Source organism: Ruegeria sp. AM4 (assembly GCF_056540665.1).
Genome location: NZ_JBQFXD010000019.1, coordinates 17,129 through 31,160 on the forward strand (window position 1 = coordinate 17,129; position 14,032 = coordinate 31,160).

General features: G+C 55.1%; 16 protein-coding genes. 6 read left to right on the plus strand and 10 right to left on the minus strand.

The genetic code is table 11. The features are described from left to right. The first annotated feature begins 251 nt into the window (after positions 1-251). Positions 252-1,169, plus strand: a complete 918-nt coding sequence (locus tag ACR0JA_RS22280; RefSeq protein WP_480579780.1) for a DMT family transporter — start codon at positions 252-254, stop codon at positions 1,167-1,169. Between the two features lie 203 nt (positions 1,170-1,372). Here the strand turns inward: ACR0JA_RS22280 and ACR0JA_RS22285 are convergent, their stop codons facing one another. From ACR0JA_RS22285 to ACR0JA_RS22310, 6 genes are all read right to left on the minus strand, one after another. Further along, positions 1,373-1,810: a GFA family protein gene (locus tag ACR0JA_RS22285; RefSeq protein ID WP_480579782.1), complete on the minus strand. Its 438-nt coding sequence runs from the start codon at positions 1,808-1,810 to the stop codon at positions 1,373-1,375. Further along, the gene (locus tag ACR0JA_RS22290) at positions 1,803-2,213 is read right to left on the minus strand and encodes a MarR family winged helix-turn-helix transcriptional regulator (RefSeq protein WP_480579784.1); all 411 of its coding nucleotides are present in this window, start codon (positions 2,211-2,213) and stop codon (positions 1,803-1,805) included. The genes ACR0JA_RS22285 and ACR0JA_RS22290 overlap by 8 nt, the downstream gene beginning before the upstream one ends. Positions 2,214-2,327: 114 nt before the next feature. Next, complete coding sequence (locus tag ACR0JA_RS22295; RefSeq protein WP_480579786.1) at positions 2,328-2,924, minus strand: LysE family translocator; 597 nt, start codon at positions 2,922-2,924, stop codon at positions 2,328-2,330. Positions 2,925-2,929: 5 nt separating this feature from the next. Beyond that, entirely contained in the window at positions 2,930-3,328 is a 399-nt protein-coding gene (locus tag ACR0JA_RS22300) for a RidA family protein (protein ID WP_480579788.1), read from the minus strand. A gap of 88 nt (positions 3,329-3,416) precedes the next feature. Then, positions 3,417-3,815 carry a nuclear transport factor 2 family protein gene (locus tag ACR0JA_RS22305; protein WP_480579790.1) on the minus strand — a complete coding sequence of 133 codons (399 nt, stop codon included), beginning with the start codon at positions 3,813-3,815 and terminating at the stop codon, positions 3,417-3,419. Next, on the minus strand, positions 3,812-4,651 hold the full coding sequence (locus tag ACR0JA_RS22310) for a PhzF family phenazine biosynthesis protein (protein ID WP_480579792.1): 840 nt from the start codon (positions 4,649-4,651) through the stop codon (positions 3,812-3,814). The genes ACR0JA_RS22305 and ACR0JA_RS22310 overlap by 4 nt, the downstream gene beginning before the upstream one ends. A 123-nt stretch (positions 4,652-4,774) precedes the next feature. Between ACR0JA_RS22310 and ACR0JA_RS22315 the strand changes: the two genes are divergently transcribed. After that, entirely contained in the window at positions 4,775-5,221 is a 447-nt protein-coding gene (locus tag ACR0JA_RS22315; RefSeq protein ID WP_480579794.1) for an Lrp/AsnC family transcriptional regulator, read from the plus strand. 13 nt (positions 5,222-5,234) lie between these two features. Here the strand turns inward: ACR0JA_RS22315 and ACR0JA_RS22320 are convergent, their stop codons facing one another. Continuing rightward, the gene (locus tag ACR0JA_RS22320) at positions 5,235-6,134 is read right to left on the minus strand and encodes a LysR substrate-binding domain-containing protein (RefSeq protein ID WP_480579796.1); all 900 of its coding nucleotides are present in this window, start codon (positions 6,132-6,134) and stop codon (positions 5,235-5,237) included. A gap of 287 nt (positions 6,135-6,421) precedes the next feature. Here ACR0JA_RS22320 and ACR0JA_RS22325 point away from each other — a divergent pair, with 287 nt between their 5' ends. From ACR0JA_RS22325 to ACR0JA_RS22340, 4 genes are all read left to right on the plus strand, one after another. Then, on the plus strand, positions 6,422-7,264 hold the full coding sequence (locus tag ACR0JA_RS22325; RefSeq protein ID WP_480579798.1) for a GNAT family N-acetyltransferase: 843 nt from the start codon (positions 6,422-6,424) through the stop codon (positions 7,262-7,264). Positions 7,265-7,270: 6 nt separating this feature from the next. Then, positions 7,271-7,846, plus strand: a complete 576-nt coding sequence (locus ACR0JA_RS22330) for a GDP-mannose pyrophosphatase (protein WP_480579800.1) — start codon at positions 7,271-7,273, stop codon at positions 7,844-7,846. A 234-nt stretch (positions 7,847-8,080) separates the two neighbouring features. Next, complete coding sequence (locus ACR0JA_RS22335) at positions 8,081-8,977, plus strand: DMT family transporter (protein ID WP_480579802.1); 897 nt, start codon at positions 8,081-8,083, stop codon at positions 8,975-8,977. A gap of 474 nt (positions 8,978-9,451) precedes the next feature. Then, the gene (locus tag ACR0JA_RS22340) at positions 9,452-10,243 is read left to right on the plus strand and encodes an inositol monophosphatase family protein (RefSeq protein WP_480579804.1); all 792 of its coding nucleotides are present in this window, start codon (positions 9,452-9,454) and stop codon (positions 10,241-10,243) included. Between the two features lie 6 nt (positions 10,244-10,249). On the opposite strand, the gene ACR0JA_RS22345 is transcribed toward ACR0JA_RS22340, so the two are convergent. The 3 genes from ACR0JA_RS22345 to ACR0JA_RS22355 are packed head-to-tail and all read right to left on the minus strand — an operon-like array spanning position 10,250 to position 14,015. Next, entirely contained in the window at positions 10,250-10,816 is a 567-nt protein-coding gene (locus ACR0JA_RS22345) for a histidine phosphatase family protein (RefSeq protein WP_480579806.1), read from the minus strand. A 2-nt stretch (positions 10,817-10,818) separates the two neighbouring features. Further along, positions 10,819-11,892 (minus strand): ABC transporter ATP-binding protein, encoded by a 1,074-nt coding sequence (locus tag ACR0JA_RS22350; protein ID WP_480579808.1) that lies wholly within the window; start codon positions 11,890-11,892, stop codon positions 10,819-10,821. Beyond that, positions 11,889-14,015, minus strand: a complete 2,127-nt coding sequence (locus tag ACR0JA_RS22355; protein WP_480579854.1) for an ABC transporter permease — start codon at positions 14,013-14,015, stop codon at positions 11,889-11,891. The genes ACR0JA_RS22350 and ACR0JA_RS22355 overlap by 4 nt, the downstream gene beginning before the upstream one ends. Between the last annotated feature and the right edge of the window lie 17 nt (positions 14,016-14,032).

The window sequence follows — 14,032 nt, forward strand, 5'->3', positions numbered from 1 at the left end:
AGACTTCGGATGCACCGCAATACCTGACTCGTGGAATGCCATCCGCACCTAAAGGGTCGGCCCTTTTCCTGACTTTGCCGCTGTAACTAGATGGGGCGGCGCAGTGTCACCGTTGCAGCCATTCGTAATTCACGCGGCAGCTTCGATGTCCATCGCCGCAGGGGGCCAATCGCATAAATGTCGCAAATAAGTGGTCGAAGCACTCACCAAAGCGTTAGCCTTAACGGAACCACTTCATTGATCGACCCAACATGACTCCCTTAGCGCCATCATCTTTAGACACAGACGCCCACAAATACGGCGTGCTCTTCGTCTTCGCGGCAGGGGTTCTGTGGTCAACAGTCGGGCTTGGAATTCGCCTGATCGAAGACGCCGCAGTGTGGCAGATACTACTTTACCGGTCGATTAGCATGTCGCTGTTCTTGTACGTGTTCATCAGGGTGCGGTCCGGCGAAAGCCCCTTTGTTCAGATCCGCCGCATCGGCACCCCGGTCATGACGGCGGGGCTTTCACTGGTTGCAGCCTATTCCGGTGGGATCTACGCGATCCAGAATACCTCGGTTGCGAATGCCATGCTTCTATTTGCGACAGCGCCTTTCATGGCTGCAGTGCTCGGATGGATCGTTTTGCGGGAACCCGTTCGCATCGTAACATGGGTGGCGATCGCGGTGGCGATCGGAGGAGTTGGAATCATGTTTGCCGACAAATCCGGCAGTGTGGCTCTGAAGGGCAGCCTTGCCGCGCTCGGGTCGGCCCTCGGCTTTGCTGTCTTCACCGTGTCCTTACGCTGGGGCCGCACAGGGGAAATGCTGCCCGCAGTTTTCCTGTCGGGCCTTTTCGCGATCGTCATTACTTTGGCGATATGCCTTAGCCTTGGGCTCTCCATCGTACCGAGCCCCAATGACGGCGGCATCGCGGTGGGCATGGGTGTGTTCCAAGTTGGCGCAGGGCTGATCCTATACACGCTGGGCTCCCGCAGCCTCCCGGCAGCAGAGCTCGCTCTTCTGTCTCTGGCCGAAGTCCTACTCGGCCCGCTATGGGTCTGGCTGTTTCTTGGGGAAACCGCGAGCCTGTACACGTTGATCGGTGGTGCTGTTCTGCTAGCCGCTATCGCCGGAAATGCGCTGTCAGCTAAGCGACAAGAGACTCCGCCTATCACCACTCCTTAATACCGAACGGCCCAGAGCCGACATTCAGCCTGTCGTGCCAATGCTGCGTGCGCAGCCCGCTTTCCCGACATTCGCTGCGAGCGCAAAATCAGTGGGTATTCAAACTCATGCGTCGTTTCTTCGGCGCTGGTTAACGGCTCACGGCTCTACAGAATCCTTCGAATTCATTCCGCGGCCATAACAACAAAGAGGGTGCCAGGTTCTTACTGAGCCGTCGACAGCTCCGCAACGCATGGCATCTTTGCATGTTGAGGCAACTTCGGGTCAGGACGATGCCAAGATTGAGCGGAAGAAACCCATAAACTGCCCTGACTTTGATAAACCGACGGATCCTTCAACGTTCCGACTTTGATTGCTTTGTATTCTGGCGCGGCACTATTCCAGGATATGACGTGCACTCCGCAATCCGGACAAAACTGCCGAAACACATCGTTTCCGCTTTCGACCTTGCGCCTGAATGTCGTTGGTGTTCCCCGTACAACGATTACCGCTGATGCAGAAAACATCATTCCATGAGCTTCCGCACCGCCAGAGGTCTTCTGGCAGTCACGGCAGTAGCAAGCGCCCGATATGATTGGGGCAGCATTTACGCGGTATTTAACGGCACCGCAAAGGCACTCTCCCTCAAAGACATCAATCATCTTTCGTCTCCTTTTCTTCAAATCCCTCAATCATCGCTTCTGCGACGCGCACAGCGGTCGCGATCTCTTCGGGTGACAAGCGTTCTGAAACGCGCGCGATGTTGACCGCCTCGCGTGCCAAAACAGTTTCGATCAATTCGGCCCCGATTGGTGACAGCGCCAGGAGCTTTGAACGGCGATGCGCGGTGTTTTGGCGGCGCTCGACCAAACCTTTTTCAATCAGCGCATTCGCGGTCTTTTGAACAAACTGCCGGGGCGCGATTAGTCGGTCAGCAATCCGCGGCACAGGAAGTGTTCCATGGTCATGGAGTTGCTCTAGCACCGCCCGCTCTGTAACGGTCAGTCCGGTGCCACCCAATTCACGTGCAACAGCGCTTTCCAAAACCTTGTAGAGCGGGCGCACAAGCCGAATGAAGTCATAAAGTTCTGTCGAGTCGTTCATAATGTCATCAAAAATGTCATAATGACATCATTGATGTCAATGATGATTTGTGGCTTGGCCTAAGGGGCAGCCTCCTCAAACCCACAACTGTACGATTGAAACTGTTAACAGCAGTGCCATGGTGCCGTTGAACAAATGCCAGTGCCATTCGGCGCTCAGCCAACGGGCAACGAGGCCGCCAGCCAGCGCCCAGATCGTCAGGGAAAGACAAGCCGAAAGAGCGAATACCAGGGCCAGTATGCCACCCAACACCAAGGGGCTGCTGGCCAGCTTGGAAAACGACGAGGCAACGCCCAAAGCCATAGCCCAGGCTTTTGGGTTTACCATGAGAAGTATGACGCCACTCACAAGACTGATTGGAGTTTCCTCATCAGTTTGCGTTGGCGAAGGAGGACCGGCCAAACTAATTCTCGCGGCAAGCCAAATCAGATATATGGAACCGATGACCTTTACGCTCATTTCCAGAACAGGTGCTGTTTGAAGTGTCTTGGCCAGACCGGCCCCGGACACACCCACCAACCCGGCAAGCGCAAGCGCCATACCAAGGATCAGTGGAACACTGCGTCCATATCCAAACCACGCACCAGATGCGGTGGCGAGCGTGGTCGCACCACCAGGAGAGCCAGTGGCCACCAAAGCAAACATAACAAGTGCCCATATCTGATCGGGCATCGCAATTACCGTGCGGCTGTTACTTCGATCTCAACAAGAAGATCAGGTGCCGCTAAACCTGCCACAACCAACGTGGTGACCGCAGGGGCTTGCCCTTGGTTCCAACGAGCTTGACGAGCTTTGGACAGCGCCGGCAGGTATTTAGCTTCGGTCACATAGTAGATGACACGCAAAATGTCTGCGGTGCCCAGCCCAGCATCGGCAAGCAGAGCTTCGACATTATTCATCGCCTGATAACACTGTTGTTCGAACCCTTCACGGGTCTCGCCATCGGGTGAAACACCAATCTGTCCGGACAGACAAATCAGTGTCTTTGGTGCCGAAATCTGAGTGCCATGTACATAAATGCCCTGATACTGCTCCGGCACAGCACGCAATGTGTTTGGGGCCAATCGTGTGATCATTTTTTGCTCCGTTTCCAAGTCGCCGTTAAGGCCACAGTCGGTTAGACTGGGTTTGCTGTGAGGACCAACAAAATGAGATTGCTCGACATCAGCCCGTTTTTTCGCTGTGTCCGCTTTGGTCGACGATACTGACCACCAATCCGTCCGCGATGCGAAATGCCGACGCACCACGAAACTGCAAATTATGTCCGGTTTTCCATCCGTTGGGCAGATCGAGGGCAACCACGGCAGAATAGTCGACTTCCATCAACGTGGTATCTACGACGGATATGACATTCACGACCTTTTGGTGGCGGCTCGCAAATGCCTGAACACCGAGACTTGCCAGTTCTGCAAATGCCTGTTTGCCAGAGGTTACAGCCGTGACTTCCCCACCCGAGACATTGCAAAATGTGACGTCATCCGAAAGGCAAGCCAACATGGCAGCCACGTCCATCCGATTGTAGGCATAGACATAAGATTGGATGATGCCGGGCAGGCTGTTCATAGGATATCCCGCGTCCTGCCCGAGACCTGTACAGATGCGCCTTTCGTATTGTCCAATGTGACTTTGATCAAAGACGGGCTACCCATGTCTTCGCCCTGGCGAATAGTGAAGCTGCCGCCATGAGGCCACTGGCTGTCGCGCAGGTAACCGGCAAAAGCGGCGGCGGCAGCACCAGTCGCTGAATCCTCTAACACACCGCCCGAGGCGAACGCGTTGCGCACCACAAAGGACTGATAATCTTCGATATACACCAACATCACTGTCACCAGATCATGTTTGCGCATCACCGAGCGGCCCTCGTCCAGATCATAGTCCATCGCAGCAAGCCGCGCGCGGCCTTTCAGAGGCAGCACGATGTGGCTGGCACCACCGTGAATATGCGCCGGCGGCAGTCGAGGATCGAGATCCTCTGACGTCAGGTCAAAAAGCGCCAGCACATCCTCAGCCTCGCCCTCTGTCATAGAACGACTTTTCGTAGGCGGCGATGAAAGAGTGGCGAACATGCCTTCTGGAGTGGCAGCGACATCCACAGTAATTGTGGCTTCGTTCAGAACGAGTGTATATGTGCCTTCACCGTTTTGTTCACCCAATGCGGCGCCAAGGGCGATTGTGGCATGGCCGCAAAACGACACCTCAGATTCCGGTGAGAAGTACCGCACCCTCCAATTTTTGCCCCCATCATCTTGCGCCACGGCAAAAGCAGTCTCTGAATACCCGACGTCGGACGCGACGCGCGCCATCTCGTCTTCACTGACCGCGTTCTCCAGAAGCACAACCCCTGCCGGGTTGCCGCCCTCTGATCCTTGGCTGAACGCCGCGGTTCTTTGAATGTTCATGGGAAACTCCTGTCTATCGTTGTCAGAATCCTAAGGGGAATGGCGTTCGATTGTCCCAACCCTGTCGAAGGCAGTTTTCTGAAACTTCTTTTGCATCGATGCCCTTTTGGGTAGTCTTCCTTCATGTCGAAAGAACTGGATCAAACGGACCGCCAGATTGTAGAGATCCTCGAATCTGATGGCCGTACCCGCCTATCCGATATTGGTAAGGCAGTCGGCCTCACTGGCCCGGCGGTCGGCGAACGGCTGCGCAACCTACAACACCACGGGTTCATTGCCGGGTTTGGTGCACAGATAGACCTACGCCGCTTTGGTTATACAATTCAGGCTCTTGTCCGGATCAAGCCACGCAGCGGGCAATTGCACATCGTTGAGAAGATGATCGAGGAACAGCCCCGTTTTTCGTCCTGCGACCGGGTTACCGGTGACGATTGTTACGTTGCCCGGCTGCTGCTGAAAGATGTGGCAGAGTTGGACGAGATTCTTCTGCCTTTTCATGACCGGGCGGAAACGAACACTTCGATCGTGAAATCATTCGTCTTCGAACCCAGGCTGCCGCCCTTGGACTAGACGGGTGACCTGATCAGGTACGCCAGTCCTGCGTTTCTATGTCCAACCATTTCCTGAAAGTCCTGATCTTTTGCGAATGCCGATGACTTTCGGGAAAAACCAGCCAGTAGCCTGATCCATCCTCACATGTCAGACCGAAGGGCTGTATCAACCGCCCGCTTTTCAACTCATCCTGGAAAAAAGCGGGGGTCAGCATCGCGACACCCTGCCCAGCAATCGCGGCGCTGGCTTCCAAAACCTGGGGACCAAAATGTTGCCGGACTTCGCCGGTCCGATCAGTGCCCTCTAATCCTGCGGCTGCTGTCCAACGGTTCCACCAAGGGTCTGCGGGCGAAAGGATATGCAGCCGCAAAAGATCCTCAGGCGTGTGGACGCCCCCGATCGTGGCGGCCAAGTCCGGGCTGAGCATCGGGGTAAAACGAGTTGGGATCAGAAGGTGGCTTGCCAGCCCGCGCCAGTTTCCCTGACCGCCGCGTACAGCCACGTCAAAACCGCTGGCTGAAAAATCAACCAGGCTTTCGCTGACTTCGACTCGAACCGCAATGTTCGGGTTTTCCATCTGAAACCCGCCCAGCTTTCGCGCCAGAAAGTTGGTGGCGAAAGTCGGGATGACACTGATCGCCAATGTCTGTTGCGAAATACCCTTAGCTTCGGCAAAGGCATCGCTCAGGATGTTGAGGGCCTCAGTGGCTTTCTCAGCAAATACATCTCCGATTTCTGACAGTGACACACCGCGGGCTTCACGTATGAACAGCGGCGCGCCAACCCGTTCCTCAAGAATCTTGATCTGATAGCTGACGGCCGCTTGGGTCATTCCAAGCTTGTCTGCCGCTAGCGTGAAATTTTTGCACCGCGCGGCCTCTTCAAAGACCCGGATCGCAGCCAGCGGAGGCAAGGTGGTTCGATCAACCATAAACAGTCCTTATGCCTACGCACCAATGCAAATTGGTTCATCTCATATTTTTCTGCGCTGATCAGCATAAACCATCAATTCAACAAATGGGAGAGTGATATGCCCACTCCGCCGTTGTTTAAACGATTTCTGGCTTTGTTCCATGTTAACTTCCTACTCTCGCCAAGACGGAGACCCCAGCCAGAAGACATTCAATACTGGTCAAGTCATATGAAGAAAGACATCGGGATGGACTTCGCTGATCCCCCGCAGCGCCCGTTATACTAATATAGCCAAAGTTGGTGATGATGAACGCGAAAATCAAAACAGCCGAGCATGTTTCAGGTGATGTCCTGCGCGATGCGATGAACAGGGCATTTTCGGACTACGCGGTGCCGATGGAACTATCGGACCGGGAGTTTAGCCTTATGATGCGGCAACGCGGCTTGAGCCATAAGGCCTCACGCATTGCGTTCGTCGGAGGAGATATTGCAGCAATCTGGTTGATGGCCGTGCGCGACAACCATGCTTACCTGATCTCAAGTGGAACACGCCCCGAGTTCAGGCGTCAGGGGCTGGCTCGTCAACTTGCCGAAGACTGTTTGGTCGGCTTAAGAAACGAACGCATTACCAACTTCCAAACCGAAGTTCTGACAGGCAACCAAAAAGCACTCGATCTTTACACTGCCTTAGGAATGGTAATTGCGCGACGACTGGAGTGCTATGAACTGCCGCCTTTGCCGGGATCACCCGAACATGATGTGCAGCAGACGTCCTGGGCGGAAATCGAAGGAAAGGCGCAAGCGTTGGCAGAGGTGCTGCCATCCTGGCAAAACAGTTCCGATGCGATTGCGGCGGTTGCCAGTGATGTGAAGTGTTGGACTGTATCAGACACCCGCGGTTTGGCGGGTTATGTCGTTGCAAGCCCCGAAATGCGAACAGTTGCCCAGATTGGGGTCCGAAAAGACCGCCGTCGCGAGGGAATTGCCCAGTCACTGATTGCAGCCTGCCACCCAGGTGACAAATTGCGTTTGCTAAATGTTGATGGCAGGTCGGATGAATTCCACGCGTTTCTTCAAGCAATAGGCGCTGAACCTACGGTATCGCAGTTCGAATTGAACATGCGCATCACCGACGCAATCGAAAGGTGAAAACGAATGTTTCGGCTGATTTCAAGTGAAATTCTAGCGGACCACTGGGGGATTCTGACAAAATACGAATTCGAACTGCGTCGCCGAAACGGCGAATGGCAGCGTCAGACGCGTGAAACCTACGACCGGGGCAATGGCGCAACTTGCCGTTTGTTTAATCCCGAAACGATTTGTGTACTGTTGACCCGTCAATTCAGACTGCCGGTGTTTCTGAATCGTGGGATAGAAGCCCTGATCGAGGCACCTGCGGGACTCCTGGAAGGATCGGACGCCGATGGTCGGATGCGCGCTGAACTGCTCGAAGAAACGGGATTTCAAACGTCAACTCTGACGCATTTGTTCGACGTCTACATGAGCCCTGGTTCCGTCACCGAGTATCTTTCCTTTTTCAAAGGTGTCTATTCAGCATCGGATAAAGTCGCCAACGGCGGTGGAAAGTCTGATGAAGGAGAGGACATTGAGGTCTTGGAGGTTCCCCTTTCTGAAACGATGAAAATGATTGAAAGCGGTGACATTCGTGACGCGAAGACGATCATCCTGCTCCAGCATCTGATGATAGAGATTCTCCAGAAGAAGTCTTGAGTGTCGATAGACTACTTTGGCAATACCTGAGTGACTTAACGCAATATGAATTGGTATTTGCTAAATTCGACCCTGACCCAGATTGACCAGCCAGCGGCTGTCTTCGATATAGCGACGGCAACCCGCATTGCAGAATACCGTAGTCCCTGCGTGGGCAAACCCTGATCAAGAGCCCATTCGACCTTTCAAAAACCCTCTAAAGACACATCCGCAATCGCATGGTAGCCCCGGTACATGACAAATACTTCGACGCAAGAAAAGCCAGCCATTCCTTATGGCCTGGCAATGCTGGGTGTTCTTTTTGCATGCGTTTGCTTTGGGCTGGTTCCGTACTTTAGCCGCGCGCTGACTGAGCAGGGCATCGCACCTTATGCAGTTGCATTCTATCGTTATATTGTTGCGGCAATTCTGCTCCTTCCAGTTCTAATCTCACACCGAAAAGCATGGCGCGTAATTGTCTGGGGTCTGTCAGCAGGTGCGGTGATGGGACTTGGATGGATCGGGTACGTGACGGCGCTAGAGACGCTACCCGCATCGACCGTGGGCGTTCTCTATATGACTTATCCTGTGTTCACTCTTGTGATCGCTTGGGTTTTATTCGCTGATGCACCCACGCGTCGCGCTTTGTTGGCCTCTGGTCTGATTGTGATGGCAGCAATCATCGCAGGATCACCCGCATCCGCATCCAAAGAGCATATACCAACGCTGCTGATCGCACTTGCGGCTCCGTTTGGATTTGGGTTTGGCATTTGCGTACTGGTGCATCGGCTGTCTCGGATCGCGCCACTGGCACGTATCGCGTCTGTTTCACTTGGCTCCATAATCGGTCTTGCACCGCTTGTTTTGACTGCTGAAATGACGGAGTTACTTCCCCGGAACCCGTCCGACTGGCTATTGATTGTTGGAATAGGTCTAGTCACTGCGCTTGTCCCTCAGCTTATTTACACTGTCTGCTCACCAATGATCGGCGCCTCCCAGACTGCGATTGCTGGCAGCATAGAATTGCCCACAATGTTTGCAGTAGGTTTTTTTGCCTTTGGCGAGGCAATAACAACGCCCCAAGCCATTGCTTGCGCTTTTATACTGGCCGCAATTGTAGTCACAAAAAGAAGAGAGACCCGCATAGCCTGAACGTGTAACAGCTTTCTAAGCTAAGCTTCGAGGCGGTGCAGAATACCGTCTGCCTCAAACCTGACAGATATGAAGACCGGCCCTAAGCCAACCTTGAGCATGGACTCCAAATGCTGCGGACGCAGCTCGCTTTGCGGTCATTCGCTGCAACCGCGAACTCTGGGCCTCGTCGAACTCACAGATCGCGGACAAAGCAGTCGCTACATTTATGGTCAGTCAAGGGTTTTTTGGGCTTATGCTGTACCGTCGGAAATTAGTCAGCTTTGGGCTACAACGCGCTCAAAGCGGGCCTTCACGTAAGAGACATCAATTGCATAGGTCCGCTGTCCACCATTAGTTTGGGGCTTCATTTCGTTGTCGTAATATGTATCTGAAGAAATCGACGAAAGGGTTTCGATGTTGCTTGGTGGTGCTGACGCCCGGCACCGCCTATTGTTCATAATCAGAAACAGAATTTAACGGCAGGAGGGTCGAGTGCATAGCATCTCTGATCGAAGTATGTTCGCCACCAAAGTGGCTGAAGAAGCAGGCGCGTTGGCTATTAGATATTTTGGAAATAGAGACACTCTGGTGGTGGACGCAAAGGGTGCTCAGGATTGGGTCAGCGAAGCCGACCGGAATGTCGAGACGTATGTTCGAGAAAAAATAACCGAGGCCTATCCCGATGACGGAATCTTCGGAGAGGAGCATGATGCGAAATCAGGGTCCAGCGGGTTTGACTGGGTGATCGACCCAATTGACGGCACCACGAACTTCGTAAACGGCATTCCGGCGTGGACGATCGTCCTGGCGGTTGTTGCAGAGGGACAAACACAAATCGGTGTCATTCACGAGCCGAACGTGGCTGAGACCTATGTCGCCATGCGGGGGGCGGGAGCAACGCTCAACGGGCAGCCAATGCAGGTCGCATCAGGCGTCGATATGGCAAGCGGGACCGTCTCGGTCGGATATTCGAACCGCATCGAAGCGGCAAAGGTGATCCCAATCATTTCAGCCATCATCGAACGCGGGGCCATGTATCATCGCAATGCAAGCGGCGCGCTGTCGCTTGCCTATGTCGCGGCAGGCCGGCTGTTGGGGTACGTCGAAGAGCATATGAACGCGTGGGACTGTCTTGCCGGTCAACTGTTGATCGCAGAGGCCGGTGGTGTCGTCGAAGAACAGGACGCCAATGAAATGATCCGCAATGGTGGCCGCGTCATTGCCGGTACGCCAAAGATCTTTGATGATCTCAAAGCAATTTGCGAGAAGGCATGGCACGTCTGATTTGCTTCAGGCGATAGCCCGCCAGCCGGTGTCACAGCGCAGCGTGTCCAAGTCAGCGCTCCAGAAATGCCCCTGCCCAGGCTGGTCGTGCTGGCGATCAATCCGCACTCCGGAGAGATGACACCAAAGCAGCGTCCCAACCGCGCCATGGGTTACGATGGCAAGATCACCACCATCGTGCGCGTCCATGATTGACGTGACTGCCCCGACAATCCGGGCCTGAGCACCTGTCGCGGTTTCCCAGCCGCGAAAGCTCACGTCGGGTGCAGCGAAGAATGCATCGGCGGCGGCTTCGAACTGGTGCGGTGGCAGGAAACCGGTGGCATTGCGGTCGTTTTCGCCCAGCGCCGGGTTTACCTTCACCTCAAGGCCGTGCGGTTTGGCCAGGATCGCAGCTGTCTGTTCTGCCTTGCGTTCGGTGCTGGACCAGATGGCGCTGACCGAGGCCATGATCGGCGCATTTGCAAATGCTTCGGCCCGGGTGCGGCCCACCTCACTCAGTTCCCAGTTGGTGATTGCGATCTCTGGGTTCACGACCACTTCCGGGTGCGAAATGATAACGAGTTTCGGCAATGTCAGCCCTTTGGCAGCAAAACCGGTCCCCGGTCTGCAAAAGCCATTTTGATGTCAGTGCCCGGTTGCAACGGGTCATCCACGTCGTCCTGCACGGCAAACACCTGTCCGAATGCGCCGGTCAGCGTGTATTCCATGCGCACGCCGACATAGGTAGCCTTGGAGACTTGTGCCGGGATGCCGGTTTCGTATCCGATTAGGATGCGGGACGGACGCACCGCCAGCGTTGCCGGCCCCACGGGCAAATCGCGAGAGGGCAAGCTGTGGCGGTGTCCTTCGATGTCGATTGTCGCCTGATCGCCATCGACTTCGACGATTTTGCACTCGATCAGGTTCGCTTCACCGATGAAGTCAGCCACGAAGCGGTCGATTGGTGCGTCATAGAGTTGCCGTGGTGTGCCGATCTGGGCGATGGCGGCGTTACGCATGACGACGATTTCGTCAGACACGGCAAGCGCTTCTTCCTGATCGTGGGTTACATAGACAACCGTCAGTCCGAGGTCCCGCTGAATGGAGCGAATGTCTTCGCGCACCTGTCGGCGCAGTTTGGCATCGAGGTTCGACAGGGGTTCGTCGAAGAGCAGCACCTGCGGTTCCAGCACCAGCGCGCGGGCGACTGCGACACGTTGTTGCTGGCCTCCTGATAGCTCGCTAGGCAAACGGTTGTCGAAGCCTTTGAGGCCCACCAGTTCCAACCCGTTGAGCGCGCGCGATCTGGCCTCGCTCTTGTCAAAACCAGAGAATGTCAAACCGTACATCACGTTTTCCAGCACGCTCATATGTGGGAACAGAGCATAAGACTGAAACACCATAGACACATCGCGATCAGTCGCGGGCAGCTTGGTCACGTCGCGATCGCCAATCACGATCCTGCCCGAGCTGGCCATCTCCAGACCGGCAATCATGCGCAGCGTCGTTGTTTTGCCGCAGCCCGATGGTCCCAGGAGCGTCACCAGTTTACCTGCTTCCACATGCAGGTCGATGTTGTCGACGGCCACGACATCTTTGCCAAATACTTTTGACACTCCTTCAAACCGAACCGGCGCGGCTTTACTAGCAATGTTGGTATCCGTCATGTCGTTCTTTCCGCTCCGATCTGGGTGCGCCGACCGATCTGCACGCGGCCCACGAGGAATTGCAAAAGCCCTACAGATGCCAGCATCACGAAGATCAGCGTGGTGGAATAGGCGATGGCAAGGCCGTAATCATTGTTCTCGACGCGCCCGATGATGTAGCTGGTTGCCATGTCGTATTCGGCCGATACCAGAAAAATGACTGCAGAGATCGCGGTCATCGCGCGGACAAAACTGTAGACGAGTGCCGCTAGGATGGCGGGCTTGAGCAGGGGCAGGATCACGCGTCGGAACGTCTGCCACGAGTTTGCACCCAGCGTCAGCGAGGATTCATCAAGCGACCTGTCCAGTTGCGACATGGATGCGATACCCGCACGCACGCCAACGGGCATGTTGCGGAAAATGAAGCTGATCACGAGGATCACACCAGTACCTGTAATTTCGATCGGGGGAACGTTGAAAGCCAGGATGTAGCTGACCCCGATGACGGTACCGGGAATGGCAAAGGACAGCATCGTTCCGAATTCGAAGGCGTTCTTTCCGGCGAAATTTTGGCGAGTGAGCAAGTAGGCGGTCACCAATCCTACAGCTGCCGTCAGCGGAGCCGCTATTGCCGCAATGCTGATGGTGGTCCAGAAACTGTCCCATGCAGCACCCGTCCAGCGGATGCCTTCCTCTTCAATGCGCACTGAGAAGGCGGTGACATAGTGTTTGAAGGTGAGCGTGTTGTTGACGCCCCAAAGCTCAACGACGCTGCCGTAAATGATCATGCCGTACACAACCGCTGTAAACAGCGCCCAGATGGTCGCGATGGCGAGCACGGGTATTGCCAGCCCATTGGGCATCAGCGGATGCACGCCGGCGTCCCCCTTGCCGGAAACGGTGGTGTAGCTTTTCTTACCGAGCCAGGCGCGCTGCGCGTAAAAGGCAGACAGCGTGAAGAAGAGCAGCACCATGGCCAGCACGGCGGCCCGACCCTGATCATATTGCGCGCCGACGATGGCAAAGAAAATCTCGGTCGACAGAACGTCAAAATTACCGCCTAGAACAAGCGGGTTGCCGAAGTCGGCCATGCTTTCGATGAAGCCGAGCAGAAAGGCATTCGCCAGACCGGGTCTCATCAGGGGCAGCGACACCGTTCGGAAGGTTTGCCACCTATTGGCGCGCAACGTTTGGGCGGCTTCCTCCATCGACGGCGATACGCCTTCGACAACACCGATCAGCACCAGAAATGCGATGGGGGTGAAGGCCAACGTCTGGGCGATCAGGACACCCGGCATTCCATAGAGCCACCGCGACGGTTGCACGCCAAAAAGATCGGCGAAAAAGACTGTGACCGACCCGGATAAACCGAAGAGTAGGATCAAGGCCAGCCCGATTACGAAGGGGGGCGTGATGATTGGCAAAACCGTCAGCGCGCGCATCCCGCGCTTGAACCGAAACCCTGACCTGGTGACCACAAGTGCAAAACAAAGTCCCAGAACCGTGGTGATCAGGCCGACGAGAATGGCCAAAAAGAGGGAGTTCCACGCGGCGCCGCATTTCGCACCCCAAAAACAACCCAATCCCCAGAGACGGTCATCAAAGAATTTCGAGGCAAATACAGATACCGAATAGGCGCCGTCTTCGGTCACAAAGGCCGAAAATAGCATGTTGGCAATTGGAAAGAACACGAAGGCCGTGACGATTGTAATGACGCCGCCGATCGCGCTGACGACAAACACATCGCCGTTGACTGCACCGCGCGCCGCGATGCCCTGCGTGAGCAGGAACAGGAAGGCAGACGCACAGAGCATCGCGCCATACCCCATACCGAACTGTCGAATTTTTGGCTCGCCAAACAGGACCTTGAGCCAGTCGAAGTTGAAGCCGCGAATGCCGATCCCGAAGCCTTGCGCAATCAGCCAGCCAAAGCCCAGTGCACCCGCAAGTATCAGGATCTTAGCGTAGATCGGATCAGATTTAGGTTTCCCCAACACCAGAATCGGCAATGCCAGCGGGATCAGCAAGGGTGCAAGCCAGAGCTTTTCACCCTGCCCGATCAGAAACAGAGCGGGCGCAAAATCTTCATCAAACGGATAGCCACTAAAGAGCCATTGAAATGACCAAAGGCCATCCTCAACCATGTACCATGGCAGCAGGA

Coding starts and splice junctions, on each gene's coding strand:
- ACR0JA_RS22335 (WP_480579802.1), top strand. CDS start 8,081: ATGACAAATACTTCGACGCAAGAAAAGCCAGCCATTCCTTATGGCCTG.
- ACR0JA_RS22300 (WP_480579788.1), bottom strand. CDS start 3,328: ATGATCACACGATTGGCCCCAAACACATTGCGTGCTGTGCCGGAGCAG.
- ACR0JA_RS22350 (WP_480579808.1), bottom strand. CDS start 11,892: ATGACGGATACCAACATTGCTAGTAAAGCCGCGCCGGTTCGGTTTGAA.
- ACR0JA_RS22330 (WP_480579800.1), top strand. CDS start 7,271: ATGTTTCGGCTGATTTCAAGTGAAATTCTAGCGGACCACTGGGGGATT.
- ACR0JA_RS22280 (WP_480579780.1), top strand. CDS start 252: ATGACTCCCTTAGCGCCATCATCTTTAGACACAGACGCCCACAAATAC.
- ACR0JA_RS22320 (WP_480579796.1), bottom strand. CDS start 6,134: ATGGTTGATCGAACCACCTTGCCTCCGCTGGCTGCGATCCGGGTCTTT.
- ACR0JA_RS22295 (WP_480579786.1), bottom strand. CDS start 2,924: ATGCCCGATCAGATATGGGCACTTGTTATGTTTGCTTTGGTGGCCACT.
- ACR0JA_RS22355 (WP_480579854.1), bottom strand. CDS start 14,015: ATGGTTGAGGATGGCCTTTGGTCATTTCAATGGCTCTTTAGTGGCTAT.
- ACR0JA_RS22285 (WP_480579782.1), bottom strand. CDS start 1,810: ATGATTGATGTCTTTGAGGGAGAGTGCCTTTGCGGTGCCGTTAAATAC.
- ACR0JA_RS22315 (WP_480579794.1), top strand. CDS start 4,775: ATGTCGAAAGAACTGGATCAAACGGACCGCCAGATTGTAGAGATCCTC.
- ACR0JA_RS22305 (WP_480579790.1), bottom strand. CDS start 3,815: ATGAACAGCCTGCCCGGCATCATCCAATCTTATGTCTATGCCTACAAT.
- ACR0JA_RS22325 (WP_480579798.1), top strand. CDS start 6,422: ATGAACGCGAAAATCAAAACAGCCGAGCATGTTTCAGGTGATGTCCTG.
- ACR0JA_RS22310 (WP_480579792.1), bottom strand. CDS start 4,651: ATGAACATTCAAAGAACCGCGGCGTTCAGCCAAGGATCAGAGGGCGGC.